This window comes from Streptomyces sp. NPDC053493 (genome assembly GCF_044544825.1).
GTDB lineage: Bacteria > Actinomycetota > Actinomycetes > Streptomycetales > Streptomycetaceae > Streptomyces.
Genome location: NZ_JBITXS010000011.1, coordinates 62,745 through 80,977, shown reverse-complemented (window position 1 = coordinate 80,977; position 18,233 = coordinate 62,745). Strand labels below are relative to the sequence as shown.

At 72.6% G+C, this 18,233-nt stretch carries 18 protein-coding genes; 10 read left to right on the top strand and 8 right to left on the bottom strand.

The window, feature by feature from the left end:
* Nucleotides 1-87: 87 nt before the first annotated feature.
* The 5 genes from ACIGO8_RS27395 to ACIGO8_RS27375 all read right to left on the bottom strand — a co-directional run bounded on the left by ACIGO8_RS27395 (nt 88) and on the right by ACIGO8_RS27375 (nt 4,347).
* Nucleotides 88-1,314, bottom strand: coding sequence for an LLM class flavin-dependent oxidoreductase (locus tag ACIGO8_RS27395; protein ID WP_399736010.1), 1,227 nt, complete (start codon nt 1,312-1,314; stop codon nt 88-90).
* The gene (locus ACIGO8_RS27390) at nt 1,314-2,354 is read right to left on the bottom strand and encodes an ABC transporter substrate-binding protein (protein ID WP_399736007.1); all 1,041 of its coding nucleotides are present in this window, start codon (nt 2,352-2,354) and stop codon (nt 1,314-1,316) included. Before ACIGO8_RS27390 ends, ACIGO8_RS27395 begins: the two co-directional genes overlap by 1 nt.
* A 33-nt stretch (nt 2,355-2,387) precedes the next feature.
* On the bottom strand, nt 2,388-3,341 hold the full coding sequence (locus tag ACIGO8_RS27385; RefSeq protein WP_399736005.1) for an ABC transporter ATP-binding protein: 954 nt from the start codon (nt 3,339-3,341) through the stop codon (nt 2,388-2,390).
* The gene (locus ACIGO8_RS27380; protein WP_399736002.1) at nt 3,314-4,174 is read right to left on the bottom strand and encodes an ABC transporter permease; all 861 of its coding nucleotides are present in this window, start codon (nt 4,172-4,174) and stop codon (nt 3,314-3,316) included. The genes ACIGO8_RS27385 and ACIGO8_RS27380 overlap by 28 nt, the downstream gene beginning before the upstream one ends.
* 89 nt (nt 4,175-4,263) lie before the next feature.
* Complete coding sequence (locus ACIGO8_RS27375) at nt 4,264-4,347, bottom strand: putative leader peptide (protein WP_399736417.1); 84 nt, start codon at nt 4,345-4,347, stop codon at nt 4,264-4,266.
* 92 nt (nt 4,348-4,439) lie between these two features.
* On the opposite strand from ACIGO8_RS27375, the gene ACIGO8_RS27370 reads away from it, so the two are divergent.
* Entirely contained in the window at nt 4,440-4,856 is a 417-nt protein-coding gene (locus ACIGO8_RS27370; protein WP_399735999.1) for a YjbQ family protein, read from the top strand.
* A 156-nt stretch (nt 4,857-5,012) separates the two neighbouring features.
* Here the strand turns inward: ACIGO8_RS27370 and ACIGO8_RS27365 are convergent, their stop codons facing one another.
* Nucleotides 5,013-5,999 carry a GlxA family transcriptional regulator gene (locus ACIGO8_RS27365; protein ID WP_399735997.1) on the bottom strand — a complete coding sequence of 329 codons (987 nt, stop codon included), beginning with the start codon at nt 5,997-5,999 and terminating at the stop codon, nt 5,013-5,015.
* A 159-nt stretch (nt 6,000-6,158) separates the two neighbouring features.
* On the opposite strand from ACIGO8_RS27365, the gene ACIGO8_RS27360 reads away from it, so the two are divergent.
* From ACIGO8_RS27360 to ACIGO8_RS27340, 5 genes are all read left to right on the top strand, one after another.
* Entirely contained in the window at nt 6,159-6,749 is a 591-nt protein-coding gene (locus tag ACIGO8_RS27360; RefSeq protein ID WP_399735994.1) for an isochorismatase family protein, read from the top strand.
* A 320-nt stretch (nt 6,750-7,069) separates the two neighbouring features.
* The gene (locus tag ACIGO8_RS27355) at nt 7,070-8,251 is read left to right on the top strand and encodes a hypothetical protein (protein ID WP_399735992.1); all 1,182 of its coding nucleotides are present in this window, start codon (nt 7,070-7,072) and stop codon (nt 8,249-8,251) included.
* 187 nt (nt 8,252-8,438) lie between these two features.
* Complete coding sequence (locus ACIGO8_RS27350) at nt 8,439-9,683, top strand: MFS transporter (RefSeq protein WP_399735989.1); 1,245 nt, start codon at nt 8,439-8,441, stop codon at nt 9,681-9,683.
* A gap of 332 nt (nt 9,684-10,015) precedes the next feature.
* Complete coding sequence (locus ACIGO8_RS27345; RefSeq protein WP_399735986.1) at nt 10,016-11,425, top strand: sulfatase; 1,410 nt, start codon at nt 10,016-10,018, stop codon at nt 11,423-11,425.
* 81 nt (nt 11,426-11,506) lie between these two features.
* Complete coding sequence (locus tag ACIGO8_RS27340) at nt 11,507-12,406, top strand: formylglycine-generating enzyme family protein (RefSeq protein WP_399735983.1); 900 nt, start codon at nt 11,507-11,509, stop codon at nt 12,404-12,406.
* A gap of 79 nt (nt 12,407-12,485) precedes the next feature.
* Here the strand turns inward: ACIGO8_RS27340 and ACIGO8_RS27335 are convergent, their stop codons facing one another.
* Together ACIGO8_RS27335 and ACIGO8_RS27330 are read right to left on the bottom strand one after the other, a co-directional pair.
* Complete coding sequence (locus tag ACIGO8_RS27335) at nt 12,486-14,726, bottom strand: sulfatase-like hydrolase/transferase (RefSeq protein WP_399735981.1); 2,241 nt, start codon at nt 14,724-14,726, stop codon at nt 12,486-12,488.
* 334 nt (nt 14,727-15,060) lie between these two features.
* Entirely contained in the window at nt 15,061-15,579 is a 519-nt protein-coding gene (locus tag ACIGO8_RS27330) for a hypothetical protein (RefSeq protein WP_399735979.1), read from the bottom strand.
* Nucleotides 15,580-15,769: 190 nt separating this feature from the next.
* Between ACIGO8_RS27330 and ACIGO8_RS27325 the strand changes: the two genes are divergently transcribed.
* The 4 genes from ACIGO8_RS27325 (at nt 15,770) to ACIGO8_RS27310 (ending at nt 18,148) form a co-directional block, all read left to right on the top strand.
* The gene (locus ACIGO8_RS27325; RefSeq protein ID WP_399735976.1) at nt 15,770-16,330 is read left to right on the top strand and encodes a hemerythrin domain-containing protein; all 561 of its coding nucleotides are present in this window, start codon (nt 15,770-15,772) and stop codon (nt 16,328-16,330) included.
* A 225-nt stretch (nt 16,331-16,555) separates the two neighbouring features.
* Nucleotides 16,556-16,927 (top strand): hypothetical protein, encoded by a 372-nt coding sequence (locus ACIGO8_RS27320; protein ID WP_399735974.1) that lies wholly within the window; start codon nt 16,556-16,558, stop codon nt 16,925-16,927.
* A gap of 25 nt (nt 16,928-16,952) precedes the next feature.
* Nucleotides 16,953-17,606, top strand: a complete 654-nt coding sequence (locus ACIGO8_RS27315; protein ID WP_399735973.1) for a hypothetical protein — start codon at nt 16,953-16,955, stop codon at nt 17,604-17,606.
* A complete protein-coding gene (locus ACIGO8_RS27310; RefSeq protein WP_399735970.1) occupies nt 17,603-18,148 on the top strand; it encodes a hypothetical protein in 546 nt (181 codons plus the stop codon). Before ACIGO8_RS27315 ends, ACIGO8_RS27310 begins: the two co-directional genes overlap by 4 nt.
* The last annotated feature ends 85 nt before the right edge of the window (nt 18,149-18,233 follow it).

Here is an 18,233-nt window from a genome sequence, read left to right as displayed (position 1 = left end):
GGGTCCGGGATCTTCCCGGCCCGCCCACGGCTCGTCCGCGAGGTGCCACGTGCCGGCGCGCGGGCCCGGCGGGTGGGCGGCGCTACGTCACGGGCGCGGCCCGATGCCGCCGCCCCCGACCAGCAGCGGCGCCCCGCCCGGCGCCGAGGCCGGGCGGCCGTTCGCCGCCGGGACCCCGAGCAGCGGCGACGGCGGGATGGTGGCGAGCAGGCCGCGCGCCGCCAGCTCGGGCGTCACGCCCTCACCGAACCAGTACGCCTCCTCCAGGTGCGGATAGCCGGAGAGCACGAAGTGCTCCACACCCAGGTCGTGATACTCCTCGATCCGGTCGGCCACGTCCGTGTGGCTGCCGACCAGCGCGGTGCCGGCCCCGCCCCGTACCAGACCGACTCCCGCCCACAGGTTCGGCGCGATCTCCAGCCGGTCGCGGTCCAGCGTGCCGCCGGCGTGCAGGGCCAGCATCCGCTGCTGGCCCACCGACTCGCTCCGGCCCAGCGCCGTCTGGGCCGCCGCCACCGTCTCCGGATCGAGATCGGCGAGCAGCCGGTCCGCCGTCGCCCACGCCTCGCGCGCCGAGTCCCGCGAGATGGTGTGCAGACGGATACCGAAGCGGACGGTGCGGCCCCGCTCCTCCGCGAGCCGGCGGATCCAGTCGATCTTCTCCTTGACCTGCCACGGCGGCTCGCCCCAGGTCAGATAGACGTCCGCATGCTCGGCGGCCACCGGACCGGCCGCCGCGGAGGACCCGCCGAAGAAGATCTCCGGCAGCGGGTCCGGCGGCAGCGCCGTGAGCCCGCCCTCCACCTGGTAGTGCTCGCCCTCGAAGTCGTACGGCTGCCCGCCCCACACGCCACGCACCACCTTCAGGAACTCGGCGGTCCGGGCGTAGCGCCGGTCGTGGTCGAGCCAGTCGCCGAAGCGCCGCTGCTCGGCCGAGTCGCCGCCGGTCACCACGTTGAGCAGCAGCCGCCCACGGGTGAGTCGCTGGTAGGTGGCCGCCATCTGCGCCGCGAGCACGGGCGACAGCACGCCCGGCCGGAACGCCACCAGGAACTTCAGGCGTTCGGTGTGCTGCGCGAGCGCCGCCGTCGTCAGCCAGGCGTCCTCGCACCACGTGCCGGTCGGCGTCAGCACGGCCTCGAAGCCCAGCTGCTCGGCCGCCTTGGCGATCTGGGCCAGGTACTCGATGTCCGGCGGGCGCACCCCGGTCGCCGTACGGGACCGGCCGATGCCGCCGTCGCCGTACACGTGCCGGTCGACGAGGGTGCGGCCGTCGCCGCCGGTCGGCAGGAACCAGTGGAGGTGGACGGTCATCAGGAGGTGCCCTTTCCGTAGGAGCGCGCCGGGGTGGTGGACGGCGGCAGGTTCTTGTTGAAGCGGGTGTCGACGAAGTCGGCGAAGCGGAACGTGCGCGGGATCAGGCGCAGTTCGGCGAAGGTGTCGGCGATGGCCTGCTCGGAGGCGACGGCCGCGGGATCGAGCGCGACGGCGATACGGGTGCCGTTGCTGCGCTTCACCGCGGCGAGCGCCACCTCGTAGGGCAGCCCGGTCTCCTTCGACCAGACCTTCGCCCAGGCCTCCGGGTGCCGGAACACCCAGTCCTGGGCGCGCCGCAGCCGGTCGAGGAAGTCGCCGACCGCCGCCGCCTTCTTCGAGTCGGCGAGCGCGGCCGGCGCGGCGACCTGGAAGCCGAGCCCGTTGACGACGCCGCGTCCGTCGGTGAGGATCCGGCCCTTCCCGCTCTGGAGGACCTGTGAGGTGTACGGGTCCCAGACCGCCCACGCGTCGACCTTGCCGCTGGTGAACGCGGCGAGCGCGTCGGCCGGCTGCAGCAGGTTCACCTTGACGTCGGAGAGCCGCAGACCGGCCTTCCGCAGGGAGGCGATCAGCTGGTAGTGCGCGGAGCTGCCCTGCGCGACGGCGATCGAACGGCCCTTGAGATCGGCCGGCGTGCGCAGGACCGAGTCCTTCGGGACGAGGATCGCCTCGCCCGCCGGGTCGCCGTGGGTCGCCCCGACGACCGTGATCTTCGAGCCGGCGCCGGCGGCGAAGACCGGCGGTGTGTTGCCGACGCCGCCGATGTCGACGGCGCCGGCGTTGACCGCTTCGAGCAGCGGCGGACCGGAGGTGAAGGTCGACCAGGTGACCCGGTACGGCAGGTGGTCGAGCTCGCCGGCGGCCCGCAGCAGCGACTCGTAACCGCCCTTCTGGTCGCCCACGCGCAGCACGAGCGCGGACGTCCCGGCGGGCCCGTCGGAGCGGTCGTCGGCGGCGGAGGAGGTGGAGCAGGCGGAGGCGAGGACGGCGAGCGGGAGCAGCAGGGCGACGGCGGGGCGGAGGAGGCGAAGTCTCACGGTGACGTGGTTCTCCTGGCTGAGTTCGGCCGGTCAGACGGCGCGGGGGACGGACGGGACGGGTACGGATTCGGGAGCGGGTGCGGATTCGGGTGCGAGCTCGGTTGCGAGCTGGGGCGGGAGCGCGGTGTCCTCGTGGACGCCCAGCTCGGTGAGCAGCCGGGTGCGCAGGGCGGCGAGGTCGGGATCGGCGGGGGAGCGGGGCCGGTCGAGGACGACGGGCGTGTCGTACGCGATGACGCCGTCGCGCATCACCAGCGCCCGGTCCGCGAGGAGCAGCGCCTCGTCGACGTCGTGGGTGACGAGCAGCACCGTGCAGCCGCGCCGCCGCCACAACTCGCCGACCAGCCGCTGGGCCTTGATCCGGGTCAGGGCGTCCAGCGCGCCGAACGGCTCGTCGAGCAGCAGCAGATCCGGCTCGCGTACCAACGCCCGTGCCAGCGAGGCGCGTTGGGCCTCGCCGCCGGAGAGCGTCTTCGGCCAGGCGCCCGCCCGGTGCCCGAGCCCCACCTCCGCCAGGGCTCGCTCGGCGACCTCGCGGCCGGGCCGGCCGGGCAGGCCGAGCAGCACGTTGCGCCACACCCGCTTCCAGGGCATGAGGCGCGGCGCCTGGAAGGCGACGGCCCGCCGCCTCGGCACCAGGACCGTGCCGCTGATCTCCCGGTCGAGGCCGGCGAGCACCCGCAGCAGGGTCGACTTGCCGCAGCCGCTGTGGCCGAGCAGGGCGGTGAACTGCCCGGCCTCAAGGGTCAGATCGAGCCCGTCGACCACGGCGCGCCCGTCGAAGGACCGGGTCAGCCCACGGACGGTCACGGTGCCGGCCGGAGTACGGGCCGGGTCCGGGCTCGCGGCGGGACGCGCGGTCGCGGTGCGGGCCGCGGGATCGGCCGCCGGGGCCGTCGCGGTGCGGGGCGCGGTGCCGGGCGCGGGATCGGCCGCGGGGGCCGTCGCGGTGCCGGTCACTGCCCGGTGAAGGTCGGTCGCCATTGCAGCAGCAGCCTTTCGAGAGTGCGGACGACGGCGTCGGCGAGCAGGCCGAGGACGGCGTAGACGACGAGGCAGACGACGATGACGTCGGTGCGGAAGAACTCACGGGCCTGGTTCATCAGGAAGCCGATGCCGGCGTCCGCGTTGACGGACTCGCCGAAGACCAGCGCGAGCCAGGCCGTCGCGAGGGAGTAGCGCAGCCCGGTCATCGCGCCCGGCAGCGCCCCGGGCAGCACCACGTGCCGGACGAGACCCCACCGGCCGAGGCCCAGCGAATCGCCGGCCTCGACGAGCTGGGCGTCGACGCCGCGGATCCCGGCGTACACGTTGAGGTAGAGGTGGAAGGCCACGCCGAGCGCGATCAGCGCCACCTTCGGCGCCTCGCCGATGCCCAGCCAGATGATGAACAGCGGGATCAGCCCGACCCAGGGCACCGTCCGCAGCATCTGCACGGTCGCGTCCACCAGGTCCTCGCCGAGCCGGGACAGCCCCGACACCAGCGCGAGGGAGACGCCGACGGCTCCGCCGATCAGCAGTCCCACGGCGACCCGCTGCAGCGACACCAGCATCGCGTGCGGCAGCGTCCCGTCGCGTACGAGCTCGGCGGCGGCCCGGGCGACCGTGCCGGGCGAGGCGAGCACCTCGCCGGACAGGATCCCGGTCGCGCTCAGCACCTGCCAGGCGACGAGCAGCAGCACGGGCCCGACGGCCCGCCGCAGCCAGCGCGGCACGGCGGGACGGCGCCGGGAGCGCCGCTCCGGGACGAGCGACACCAGATCAGGAATAAGCGAAATGTCCGGCGGAGAGTGCGCCGGTGCGTGCCCAAGGGCCATGGGAAGAAAGCTCCGGTGAGGGAGTGACAGGGATACGCGTCAGGGCGCGTCAGGGCGTCAGCACGCCGTGAAGGAAGAGGAGAAGGGCGTCAGCGGCCGCGAGAACACGCGGCGGAGGCCACCCGCAGCAGGTCGATGTGACCGCGCGTGGTGAGCAGGGCTGTACGCAACATGGCGCGAACCGTAGCGAGCGCTTCCGCGGCCGGTCAACGGTGTCTCGGAGCGTGGACGCGCAATCCCGCCGCGTGGACGGCAGGATGGTCCCATGGCCTTCAGCACCACGATCCTCGAACTGACCACCGGCTCCACGGAGACCGTCACCGACCTCACCCGTCACTGCGAGGACTTCCTCGCCGGCACCGCCGAGGGCCGCGACGGTCTGCTCAACCTCTTCGTGCCCCACGCCACCGCCGGCCTCGCCGTCCTGGAGACCGGCGCGGGCAGCGACCGCGACCTCCTCACCGCCCTCCACCACCTGCTCCCGGCGGACGACCGCTGGCAGCACCGCCACGGCTCCCCGGGCCACGGCCGCGACCACGTCCTGCCCGCCCTGGTCCCTCCGCACGCGACCCTCCCGGTCCTCGGCGGTCGGCTCGAACTGGGCACCTGGCAGTCCGTCTGCCTGGTGGACACCAACAAGGACAACCCGCACCGTCAGGTGCGCCTCAGCTTCCTGGGCTGATCGGGCCGATCAGGATCGTCCTGGGTGACCGCCGCGGCGACTTCGAGCGGGACCCGCGCCAGGTGCTCGCCGACCATTGGCCCGACGGCCGGTGGTCGGCGAGACCGTCCGCACCGAAGCCCTCATCGCCACCCGCCCGGCCTGAGCACCGCGCGTTCAGCCGGCGTGGCGGAAGCGGCGGCGGTACTCGCTGGGGGTGAGCCCGAGACGCTTGCGGAAGACGCGCATGAGGGTGTCGGTGCTGCCGAACCCGCACGCCGTGGCGATCCGGGGGAGCGTCTCCTCGGTGGCTTCCAGGCGGTTGCGGGCGAGCTCGATCCGCGCGGTCTCGACGTAGGCGGCCGGGGTCATGCCGGTCTCTTCCTTGAAGATGCGGGTGAGCTGGCGCTCGCCGATGTGGGCGTGGGCGGCGAGGTCCGTCATGGTGATCTTCTGGTGCAGGTTCGTGGTGACGTAGTGCCGGAGGTCGTCCATGCGGCGGCTGGTGTAGGCGGGTTCGATCGGCACGGAGAACTGGGACTGTCCGCTGGGGCGCTTGAGGTACATGACGAGCTGGCGGGCGACGCCCATGGCGGCGTGTTCGCCGAAGTCTTCGGCGACGAGGGCCAGGGCGAGGTCGAGGCAGGCGGTGATGCCGGCGCCGGTCCATACGTTGCCCTGCCGGATGAAGATCGGGTCGGGGTCGACGTCGACGCCGGGGTAGCGGGTGGCGAGCTGCCGAGCGGTCGACCAGTGGGTGGTGACCCGCTTGCCTTCGAGGAGTCCGGCCTCGGCGAGGAGGTGCGCGCCGACGCAGACGGAGGCGACGCGGCGTGATCGGTAGGCGAGCTTTCGGACCCAGGCGACCACGGCGGGGTCGATCACTGGGTGTATGCGGTGTTCGCGGTCGATGGTGACGGATCCGGGCACGATGAGGGTGTCGATCCGTCGTTCGGCGATGTCGGAGAATGCGACGTCCGGTATGAGGCGGACGCCTGCTCCGGTGGTGACGGGGTCGAGGGTTTCCGCGGCGAGTTGGACTCGGTAGCCGGGGTCTTTCTTCAGGTCACGGCCCAGGAGGGCGAAGACTTCTGGTGGGCCGGTGACGTCGAGGAGGTCGACGCCGTCGAAGATCATGATCGCTACGAGTCTGGACCCCAGCATGTCCGGAATCCCCCATTCCGTTAGGTGTCGTGTCGGTTTCTGCAACTTATCCGACAGGGGTTCGATTCAGCCAGCCTCTACGGTGGGGAACGTAACTCGCCGCACACGGTGCCGAGTTAAACCTCCGATCTTCGAACCACCCACGGGAGAAGCACACCCATGCCGTCCACCACGCTCCGTGAGCTCAGCCAGTTCGACCAGACCCCGGCCACCCTCGCCAACTCCACCGTCATCCTCGTGGACTACCAGAACACCTACACCCGCGGCGTCATGGAACTCGACGGCTGGCAGCCCGCGCTCGACGCCGCCGCCACCCTCCTCGCCAAGGCCCGCGAGGCCGGCGCCACCGTCATCCACGTCATCAACGACGGCGGCGAAGGCACCCCCTACGACATCCGCGCCGAGATCGGCCAGATCCACCCCGCCGTCGCGCCCGTCGAGGGCGAGGCCACCGTCGTCAAGACCGTCCCCGACGCCTTCCGCGACACCGACCTCGGCGACCTCGTCGACGCCGCCGGGAACAAGGACGTCGTCATCGCCGGGTTCATGTCCCACATGTGCGTCCTGTTCACCGCCGAGGGCGCGTTCCTGCGCGGCAACCGGCCCACCGTCGTCGCCGACGCCACCGCCACCCGCACCCTGAAGTCCGCGGTCGCGGAGGTCTCCGCCGAGCAGCTGCACCACGGCGCGCTCGCCACCATCGACGACCTGTGGGGCGTCGTCGTCCCCACCACCGCCGACCTCGGCTGATCCACCCCCCGAACGTCGCTGCCGGACCCGGCCCCCAGAACGCGCACTCCTGCCCCGCGTGCCACCCCACCCGGCACGCCCGGGCCCGGCAGCGACACCCCCACACCACCCCCCACCCGCATCACAGCTCTGGCACACCCCCGGCCAGACCACGGGACCGTCACGCCCACACGGCACCCGCGCCCCCCTCTCCGGCGCACCACGGCCCCGCGCCTTGCTTCCCCCCACAACGGCACCACCGCACAGCCGCCCCCCAAGCCGGCCCGTGCGCCACGGCCGCTCACGACCGACCCACCCACGGAAGCACCAGGGGAAAACCCATGACCACCCGCCGCACCTTCATCGGCACCGCGACCGCGATCGGCGCCGGAACTCTCCTCGCCACCGCGACCGCCACCTCGGCCTCCGCCGAAACCACGCCCACGACCGACGGCACCGCCCCCGCCATGACGAAGGCCGAGGCGCGCACCGCGATCCTGAACGTCAACGCCGGGATGAGAACCCGCTACAAGTCCCTCAAGGACGAACTCCAGAACAAGCTCTCCCCGGTCATCGTCGTCACCAACGGCCCCGAGGGCGGCACGTACTACCTGGTCGAGAACGGCGTCGTGGTCGAACAGACCGCGCCGATCGACCAGATCTTCCAGCTGGCGAAGTCGATCGCCCACACCCCGCTCGGCACGTTCTCCGTCCTCGCCCGCTACCTCAACAAGCGCGTCCCCGACTGGCACCTCAAGGCCGGCGACATGGACGCCCACGACCTCGAATCCGTCGCCATGGTCGGCCCCGAGTCCACCGCCTGGGTCGACCCGCTGAGGCAGTGGCGCGACGTCCTGATCAGCGGCCGGAACGCCCTCAAGCCCGCCGGCCTGCCCGACAAGCTGGAGAAGTCCTCCCGCGCGATCCTCACCTCGCTGATCGACTTCTGCTCCAGCGCGATCGACAGCCGGTCGTTCACGATGAAGCAGTTCGAGGACGCCACCGGCGCCGTCTACGGCGACATACGCACGAACATGTCCTACGCCGCGAAGGTCCAGATCGACGCCGTCAACGCCCTCATGACCCGCTGGAAGAACCAGCTCGGCGCCCGCTGGAACGACGTCTACATAGCCGTGTTCTCCATGTGGACCACGTCGGTCGACAACCAGAACACCATCATCATCCGCCCCCACATGAACCCCGACCGCGCGGCGACGCACCTGATCGACATCATCAGCGACCAGCTGCCCGTCACCGATCCCGTGAACGTGGCGCTGGAGAACATCGCGCGCATCGTCCAGGACAACATCGCCGCGGAGATGGTGTTCTCCGCGGACCAGAAGGTCGCCTCCAGCCTGAAGGGCAAGCAGGACCTGCTGTCCGAGGAGATCCTCGGCCAACTCGGCGGCACCGCCACCGCCCCCTCCGACACCGGCGGCACCGCGACGGCCGCCGCGTTCCTCACCGGCACCGCCGCCAAGACCGGCGGCTGCCCCCTCGGCCACGACACGGTCAGCGTCTGACCCAAGGGCACCGTGTGCGGGCCGGGGACGGCCGGCCCGCACACGGCCCGTGAGACGGCGCCCTCCGCACGGCCCACCCCACCCGGGGCAAGGCCCCCTGACGGAGGGCGCCGTCTCCTCGTTTCCGGCCCGTGCCGCGACCAGGCACCCGGGCCACCACCAGCTTCACACCGGGGGAACACCCGCTATGCCCACCACCACGACCAGACGCCACGCCACCCGCATATGGGTCCTGCTCGGCCTCATCCTGCTCACCGTGAACCTTCGGGCCGCGATCACGTGCACCGGCCCGCTGCTCACCGACATCCAGCACACCCGCCACCTCACCGGCCTGCAGCTCAGCATCCTGACCACCCTGCCCGTGCTGTGCCTCGGCGCGTTCGCCGCATGGGTGCCGGCGCTCGCACGGCGTACCGGCACCGAGCCCGCGATCACCGGCGCGCTGCTGCTGATCGCCGTCGGCATCACCCTGCGCGGCCTGCCCTGCACCACCGCCCTCTTCGCCGGGACGATCATCGCCGGCGCGGGGATCGCCACCGGCAACGTCCTCGTCCCCGCCGTCGTCAAGGAACGCTTCGCCCAACAGATCGGGCGGGCGACCGGCCTGGCGATGACCCTCATGGCGTCCAGCGGCGCAGTGGCCGCGGGCATGGCCGTGCCCGTCGGACGCCTCGCCGGGTGGCAAGCGGCCATGGCCGTCTGGGCGGCGCCCGCCGCCGCCGGTGCCGCACTGTGGGCCGTCCTGGCCACCCGCCACCACGGCCCCGGCTCCGGCTCCGGTCCCCGGCGCCCCGCAGCGGCCCGCCACGAAGGCAGCCTGCTGCGGTCCCCGCTGGCGTGGGCGGTCGCCACCTTCCTCGGGATCGTCTCCCTCATGTTCTACGCGCTCGCCGCATGGCTGCCCGAGATCATGCAGGCCGACGGCTACAGCAAGACCACCGCCGGCGCGATGGTCTCCGTGATGCTCACCCTCGGCATCCCCATGGGCTACGTCATGCCGGTGATCGCCGCCCGCCTCCCACAACAGCAGCCCCTCGTCCTCGCACTGGCCGCCATCAAGATCACCAGCCTCGCCGGGATCCTCACCATGCCCTCGCTCGCGTGGATGTGGGTGTGCGTCCTCGGCCTCGCCACCGGCAGCGCCTTCCCCCTCGCCATGACCCTCCTCACCCTGCGCTCACCCAACCCGGCCGTCGCCGCACGCCTGTCGGGCATGGCGCAGACCTTCGGCTACCTCCTCGCCGGCACCGGCCCCGCCAGCCTCGGACTCCTCCACACCCTCACCGACACCTGGCAGATCCCCCTCCTGCTGCTCGTCGCGCTCGTCGTCCCCGAAACCGCGGCCGGCCTGGTCGCGGCCCGACCGCTCCTCGTCGACGGGCCCACGCCCGCAGCAGCAGAGCCGGCCCGGGAGAAGACCTGCGTCAGCTGAACCGTGCGGGGGCGCGGCGAAGGCGAGCCGCCCATTTCATCTCCCGTCTATGGAAGGCGGCCTCCGGGGCGCCTACTGTCGTGGTCATGGCAGCAGGAATCCTCACTGCGCGCCGCCACGTCGACCAGGGGCACGTGGCCAGCGCCCTGTGTACGGTCTGTACGGTCCCCCCGGCGCGCTGAGCGCGCCCTCTCCCCGTACGGGATCCCCACCTGGCGCCCCCCGCCTGACTCCCGTCTCTTCCCCGCTCGCACCGCGGCCGACGGCTTGCTCCCTCGTCCGTTCGTCCGCCGTGCCCCCATGTGCAGACGCACCCAGGAGGAATGGACATCATGAGCGAGAACCGACGCCCGCCGGTGAGCCGAAGAGGCTTTCTCGGCGGTGCCGCCGCAGTGGCGGCCGCGACCGCCGTACCCGCCTTCGCGCAGGTCGCCGGAGCCGGCGCCGCCGCTGCCGCTGCCGCCGGTCGGCCGAACATCCTGCTGATCGTCACCGACGACCAGCCCAAGCACACCGAGTGGGCCCTGCCCAAGACCGTCGCCTGGCTCGCCGACCAAGGCGTGAAGTTCACCAACGGCCACGTCACCACCCCGCTGTGCGCACCGTCCCGGTCCAGCGTGTTCTCCGGCCGCCACGCCCACAACCACGGCGTGCGCAACAACGGCGCCTCCCACGCGCTGGACCAGAGCACCACCGTGCAGAAGTACCTCAAGCAGGCGGGTTACCGCACCGGCCTGTTCGGCAAGTACCTCAACTCCTGGACCCTGGCGGACAACCCGCCGCACTTCGAGGAGTTCGCCCTCCTCCAGCCCGGATACGTCGACGCCCAGTGGAACGTCAACGGCACCGTCCAGACGATCAACGGCTACACCACCACCATCGTCAAGAACCGCACACTGAACTTCCTCGCCAAGGCCGCCACCGACCCCCGCCCCTGGTTCGCGTACGTCACGCCCTACGCGTCCCACGGCCCGCGCACCCCCGAGGCGAAGTACGCGGACACCGTCGTCCCGGAGTGGAACGGCCGCCCCTCCGTTCCCGAGAACGACCGCAGCGACAAGCCGGCGTACATCAAGAACGCCACCGGCACCCTCGCCGACGGCCGGCGGATCCGCGCCGAGCAGCTGCGCACCCTGCTCTCCGTCGACGACGCGGTGCAGGCCTTCAAGGACAAGCTCCAGGCGCTGGGGCAACTGGACAACACCCTCGTCATCTACATCGGCGACAACGGCTTCGGCTGGGCGGACCACGGCTGGACCGCGAAGTCGGTGCCCTACCGCCCGGCGCACGAGGTGCCGTTCTACCTCTCCTGGCCCGCCGGCGGCCTGGGCGCGGGGACCGTGGACAACCGCATCGTCGCGAACATCGACATCGCGCCGACCCTCCTCGACGCGGCGGGCATCACCCCGAGCGCCCCGCAGGACGGCACGTCCCTGCTCTCCTCCGCCAGCCGCGACCACCTCCTGGTGGAGTGGTGGAAGCAGGGCACCGGCACCGGCGGGACGCCCACCTGGTCCTCGTACGTGGCCAAGGACAAGCAGTACACCGAGTACTACGACCTGACGACCGACGCGAGCGGCACCGTGACCGGCACCGGCCAGGTGACGTTCCGCGAGTACTACGACCTGGCGAACGACCCGTACCAGCTGACCAACAAGCTGTATCAGGCGACTCCGGCCGAGGAACAGGCGCTGGGCATCCCCGCCCTGGCCTCCCGGCTCGCCGCCGACCGCGTGTCCTGACCCGCACCACGTACAGCCACCGGCCGGCACCCGTGTCGCACGGCACGGGCGCCGGCCGCTCATCGTTCCCACGGAGCCGTCATGCCCGAATGCTGCACCCCAGGTCACACCCGCGCCCCGGTACCCACCCTCGCCCCGCCCCGCCCCGCGCCCCCGCCCTCCCGGGTGGCCCGGCAGCTGCTCACCCTGCCCGGAGGCCGCTACCTCATGGGCACCGACGACCCGGAGGGCTTTCCGGCGGACGCCGAGGGACCGGTCCGCGAGGCCGTGGTCGCACCCTTCCGGATCGCGGCCACGACCGTGACGAACGCCCAGTTCGCCACCTTCGTCAAGGCGACCGGGCACGTCACCGACGCCGAGCGCTTCGGCTTCTCCTTCACCTTCGGCGCCTTCCTGAGCGAGGAGGTGGCCGCCGTGTCCCCGCCCGTGGCGGCCGTCCCCTGGTGGCGCGCGGTGGAGGGAGCCGACTGGCGCCACCCCGAGGGGCCCGGCTCCCACGTCACCGACCGGCAGAACCATCCCGTCGTGCACGTCTCCTGGCACGACGCCCAGGCCTACTGCGCCTGGTCCGGCACCCGCCTGCCGAGCGAGACGGAGTGGGAGTACGCGGCCCGCGGCGGCCTGGAGCAGCGCCGATACCCGTGGGGCGACGAACTCACGCCCGGCGGCCGCCACATGTGCAACATCTGGCAGGGCGAGTTCCCGGACCTCAACACCGCCGCCGACGGCTACGTGGGAACCGCCCCCGTGAAGTCCTTCCGCCCCAACGGCTTCGGTCTCTACAACACGGTCGGCAACGTCTGGGAGTGGTGCGCGGACCGGTTCACCCCGGGCGACGACGGTTCACGGGCGATGCGCGGCGGCTCGTACCTGTGCCACGACTCCTACTGCAACCGCTACCGCGTCGCCGCCCGCAGCTCCAACACACCGGACAGTTCGACCGGGAACATCGGGTTCCGGGTGGCCGCCGACCTCGCATAGCGCCGTCCGTCCGTCGTTACGGTGGAAGAGGCCGCCCCGGAGTGTTCCGAGGCGGCCTCTCACATGCGGGCGCGGGAGGTCAGCCCACGGTGACGTGGGCCAGGGCCCAGGAGGTGTGGTCGAAGGACGTGCGGTTGTTCGCGTCCTCGACGACCAGGCGGAGGACGCGGATGCCGCGTACGTCCAGATCGACCTGGACCGGGCCGGTGGCGGCCGTGAGGGTGGGAGTCGTCAGCAGCAGGCGGTCGTCGCCGTAGACCTTGGCGCGGGTGGCGCCGAGGGAGCTCTGCTTGGCGGAGAAGTCGTCGATACCGACCAGGGACGTGAATCGGACCGCGACACCGCCGAGGTGGTACGCGATGTCGCTGGGAGCGTGGACACCCAGGCCCTTCGGGTAGGTCGTACCGCCGAAGGAGATCGGCGGGCCGTCGCCGGCGGCGTTCTTGCCGTTGGAGGTGTCGCGTTCCACAGGCCCCCAGCCGTTGGCGGCGCTGATCCAGGTGAGGTCGGAGAGGTACGCGTCACGGGCGGGGGCAGGAGGCGGGGTCGCGACGGTGCCCGTCGCGGGATAGCGGACCGGGCCGCCCGGAGCCAGGGCGCTGCCCTCCGCGGTGAGCGTCCACGACCGCGCGGGAGCGGCGCTCGCCGGCGGGGTGACCTGCCAGGAGGCGGTGAGCCGGCCGCCGACGTCGAGCCGGTCCGCGGTGGTCGAGGAGGTGGCGGTCACGGTCCAGCCGTCGGGCGCGCGCAGGGCGAGCGCCGCCGCGGTCCACGGGCGGGAGGAGCCGTTGTGGAGCGTGGCCGTCACGGTGAACGACCGTCCGGGGACGGCCAGCGCGGGCAGGGCCAGACCGGTGCCGAACGGGATGCGCGGATACGTGTCCTTCCAGGAGGAGCGCATCAACGTCACCAGCTCCGCCGCCTTCGCGGGGTGCCGGGTCGCGAGGTCGCCGGTCTCCCCGGGATCGGTGGCCAGGTCGTACAGCTCCACCTGCCACTGGTCGTCCGGGAGGTCGTGGTCCCGCTCAGGGGCGAAGCGCACGGCCTTCCAGTCGTCCCGGCGGACCGCCTCGGCGAGCCAGCCGGCACGCCCGCCGTCCTGCGCGTTCGCCCGGCTGGTGACGCCCCGCTCGTCCCGGAACCAGTACAGGTGACCGTGGCGTGCCGAGTCGGCACCGCCGGCGAGCAGGGGAGCGACGGACAGGCCGTCGACGTCGGTGGGAGAGGGAGCGCCGCCGAGTTCGGCCAGGGTGGGGAGCACGTCGGTCAGGGAGGTGGGACGGTCGCTGGTGCCCGGCCGGACCCGGCCGGGACCCCAGGCGATGAGCGGGACGCGCACGCCGCCTTCGTACAGGTTGCGCTTGTAGCCCCGCAGCGGGCCGTTCGCGTCGAACAGATCGGGGTTCACCCCGCCCTCCTCGTGGGGGCCGTTGTCGCTGGTGACGAGGACGACGGTGTCCTGCGCCAGACCGAGCTCCCGGAGCCGGTCGACGACCTTGCCGACGAGCGAGTCGAAGTACGTGACCTGGGCCGCGTGCCCCTTGTTCGCGGCCGTCCAGGTCCGGTCCGCGTAGGCGCCGGAGTCGGGGATGTCGCTGGGGGCGTGCGGGACGTTCGGCGTGAGGAAGAGGAGGAACGGCTCGGAGGCGTGGTCGCCGATGAACTTCAGGGCGCGCTGTTCCAGGAGGTCCGGGGCGTACACCGCTTTCACACCGCCGGCGTTGGCCGGGATGGGCTCCTTGACGTCGTTGTGCCAGAGGTACGCGGGGTAGTACTCGTGGGCGTGGCTGTGGTCGATGTAGCCGTAGAACTCCTCGAAGCCCCGGGCGGCCGGGTGACTGTCCTGGCCGGCGGCCTCCGGTCCGAAGCCCCACTTGCCGATCAGCGCGGTGCGGTAGCCGCGCGCCCGGAGCACCTCGGCGAAGGTCGTGTCGTCTGCGGTGAGCGAACCCTGGCCGCCGGCGGAGGGGTTGGCGCGGACGGTGGAGTGGCCGGTGTGGAGCCCGGTCAGCAGGGAGCAGCGTGACGGGGCGCAGACGGCGGCGGTGGAGTAGGCGTCGGTGAAGCGGAGCCCCTCGGCGGCGAGCCGGTCCAGGCGAGAGGTGCTGATCAGCTTCTGGCCGTAGGCGCCGAGCTCTCCGTAGCCGAGGTCGTCGGCGAGGACGACGACGAAGTTGGGCGGCCGGTCGGCCGACGCCTCCGCGCCGTCCGCGGGCGTCACCGACGACGGCGCGTGCGCCGCCACAGCGGTGGTGTCGCTGACGGCGGCCAGACCGAGCGCGGCGGTCGAACCGGCAAGGAAGGTACGGCGGCTGGGCATGGCTGACGGCTCCTCGGGGTGAGGGTGCGGGTGGCGGCGGGGCGTGGCGGGGGGCGCCCTGCCGATCATGGGCGGGAGAGCCGCACCAGGACCATGCACACGGCATGAAGAGCGTGTGACGGCGCTGTCGCGCGCCGCACGTTGTGCACACGGAGCCGGAACTCCGTTGTCGGAGCCGCCTGTTGAGGTGTTCAGGGCGACGGGGAGACCGTGGCCGCCGAGGTCCGCCGCTAGCGTGACGCGGGTGCGACGGAGGTGGTGTCCACCGCGACGGACCGGAGCGGCGAGGACGAGCGGCGCCGCACCTCCGCGCGGCTTCGGAGCCGCCCGGCGGTCACGCCGGGAGCGCGGCCTCCAGGTGGTCCCGGAGCTGCGCACCGTGGAGATCGCCTATGGGCGCGAGGACGTCGGGATGGCGCAGGAAGGGAGCCGAGCGGTGGTCTTCCTCCGTCGGATCGGTCAGACGCCGGAACGCCACGGGCGCGCTGTCGCCGCGCGCCGCGAGGACCGCGTCGGCCGCGCGGGAGGCGAGGGCCGGGGAGCTCAGCAGGCAGGCGGCCCAGCTGGTCACGACCTCGTCCACCCAGGAGCGCCACGCCTCGGTCTCCTCCGGCGCGGTGGCGTCCGCACCGGTGATCCAGTCGAGCCGGGACGCGCCGCCCGGCCCCGAGAACGCCACCAGCTCGGCGTCCAGCTCCGTGGGATACCGCAGCAGTGCCGCCACCGTCACGGCCTGGCGCGCCTGCGCCTCCGCGCGGGTGCGCTGCAGCGCACCCGGGGCGGGCGGGTAGGCCGCGAGGAGCCACTGCGTCGTCGCCGCCACGATCGGGGAGAGAAGGTCGTCTGCGGGCACGGCTGACCGTCCGTACGGGGAAGAGGGAGCGAAATCCCCGGCACCGTAACCCACACCCCTGAAGTCCCGAAATGACGCAGGTCACGCGCAAAAGGACGGCGACACGCTGACAACCCGGCATTGCCGCCGTTTTCCCGCTCCTCGCGCTTCATTGGAAGCCCGTATCGGAGAACGGAAAAAGGAGAGAAACATGGGACACGGTGGCGACGTCATCGCCGAGCTCACCCACGACCATCAGGAAGTGGAGCAGCTCTTCACCAAGATGCAGGGAATGCCTTCCGGTGACCCGCGCCGCAAGGAATGCGCGGACCAGATCACCATGGAGCTGGTGCGTCATTCCGTCGCCGAGGAGTCCTATCTCTACCCGGCCGTCCGGAAGCACCTCCCGCAGGGCGACGCGCTCGCGGACAAGGAACTCGAGGACCACGCCGAGGCCGAGCGCACGATGAAGGAGCTGGAGGGCTGCGCCGCCGACGATCCGCAGTTCGACGGGCTGATGATGCAGCTCATGCAGGAAATCCGTTCCCACGTCGCCGACGAGGAGAACAATCTCTTTCCCCAGCTGCGGCAGGCGTGTTCCGCCGAGATGCTGAACGAACTGGGCGACAAGGTCCGGCAGGCCAAGAAGATGGCGCCGACCCGCCCGCACCCGTCCGCTCCCGACACGCCGCCGGCCAACAAGCTGCTCGCGCCGGGCGTGGGTCTCGTCGACCGGCTGCGGGACGCCATGACCGGGCGCGGCAAGGGCTGAGGCGTCACCGCCCGATCCCGCGCCCGCCCCTGGGGCCGGCGCGGAGGGCCGGGGCGCTCCGGTGGGCGGCCGGCCACCGTCTCGGCCGGCCGCCGCCTCGGCACGGGGCGAGTTTCGCGGCAGACCGCCGGGGCAGTCGGCTGCGTGGTGTCGCGTGCGCCGGAGCAGCGCGTCTGCCCACCGGCATGCCACCGGCACCGCGCGGCCCGGCGGGAGGAGACGGACATGAACCCGGTGCTGGTGGCACGGGCCCAGGGCCTGTTCAACCTGGTCGGCGGCGGCTGGCCGCTGCTGCACCTGCGCAGCTTCGAGTGGGTCTTCGGACCCAAGCCCCGCTACGAATGGCTCCAGCGCACGACGGCCGGACTGCTGGCCACGGCAGGATGGAGCATGCTGTTCTCCTCGGCCGCCCCGCCCGCGGTGCGGCAGGCCCGGCGCACGGGCCTCGGGACGGCCGTGACCCTGCTGGCCGTCGACCTGGTGTACGTGCCCAGGGGCCGGATCCGTCCGACCTATCTGCTGGACGCGGCGATGCAGGCCGGATGGCTCCTGGCGTGGCGCCGGTGCGGCCGGCTCGGACCGGCCGCGGACGGATGAACCGGACCGGCACGGGGGCACCCTGATGCGCCGATCCGCGCGGGCCGGCCCCCTGCGCTTCGACGGCTGGATCGCCGGCATCGGCACGGCGTCCGGCACCCGCCTGGTCCTCGGCCACTGGCCCCGCTCTCCCTTCGGCCCGCTCAGCGACGTGATGCTCGAACGAGGCGACGGCCACCGCCTGCTGTTGGCCCCCACCGAGACGACGGCGGACTTCATCGGCGCCACCTACTCCTTCGACGACGTCCGCGTCGCACCCGTACGCGCCCGCGTCACCGGCGACGAGTGGACGGTCACCGCGGGCCCGCTGCTCGACCTCCGGTTCACCGTCGGACGGCGCGGCCCCACGGGTGTGCTGCTGCGCGCGGTCCCCGGCGCGCTGGCCGCCCGGCCCGGCTGGACGGCGGTGACGGACCCGCTCTCCCGTCTGCTCCTGGGCGTGCGCACCCGCGGGACGGCCGGCGGCGGACGCCACGAGTGGTACGGCGCCCGCGATCTGCGCCCGATCACCGCGGCGACCGCGATCCTGCGCGGGCGGGACCTGGGCCCGCTCAGCGCGGTGGAACCGCCCGTACGGTTCGGCTTCGCCTCCACACCCCGCGCGCCCTGCCTCGTACGCGTCACGACGACGGTGAGCCCTTCGCACCCGCACGGACATCCCCCAGGAGGCCGGACATGAACGCTCCACGACGCTCGCGCGTACCCGGGCACCGCCCGCCCTCACACGGCGCCGACCGGAAACTGCTCACGATCTATCTGAACGACCACCTCGCCGGCGCCACCGCGGGCACCCTGCGGGCCGGCCATCTCGCACGTCTCGCACGCGGCACCGCCCTCGGCCGCGAGCTCGGGCCCGTCGCCTCCGGCATCGCCCAGGACCGAGCGACGCTCGTCGGCATCATGCGGGACCTCGACGTCCCCGTACGCCGCTCCAAGGTGTGCGCGGGCTGGGTGGCGGAGAAGCTGGGACGGCTGAAGGGCAACGGCCGTCTGGTGCGCCGCTCGCCGCTGAGCACCGTGGTCGAGCTGGAGGCGCTGCGCCTGGGTGTGGAGGGCAAGGCGGCCGGATGGCAGACCCTGCGCCGGCTCGCCGGCACGCACGAGCGCCTCGATCCCGCCCGGCTCGACGCGCTGCTGGAGCGGGCCCGAGACCAGCAGCGGACACTGGAGGAGTGGCGCCTGAGGCAGGTCGAGGCGACCCTGGGCGAAGAGGCCGGCTGAACGAACGCCCAGGGCTGAACGAACGCCCAGGGCGGAGCGAATGCCAGGGCGGACGGCGACTGGCGCACGACGACGTGGACCCTGC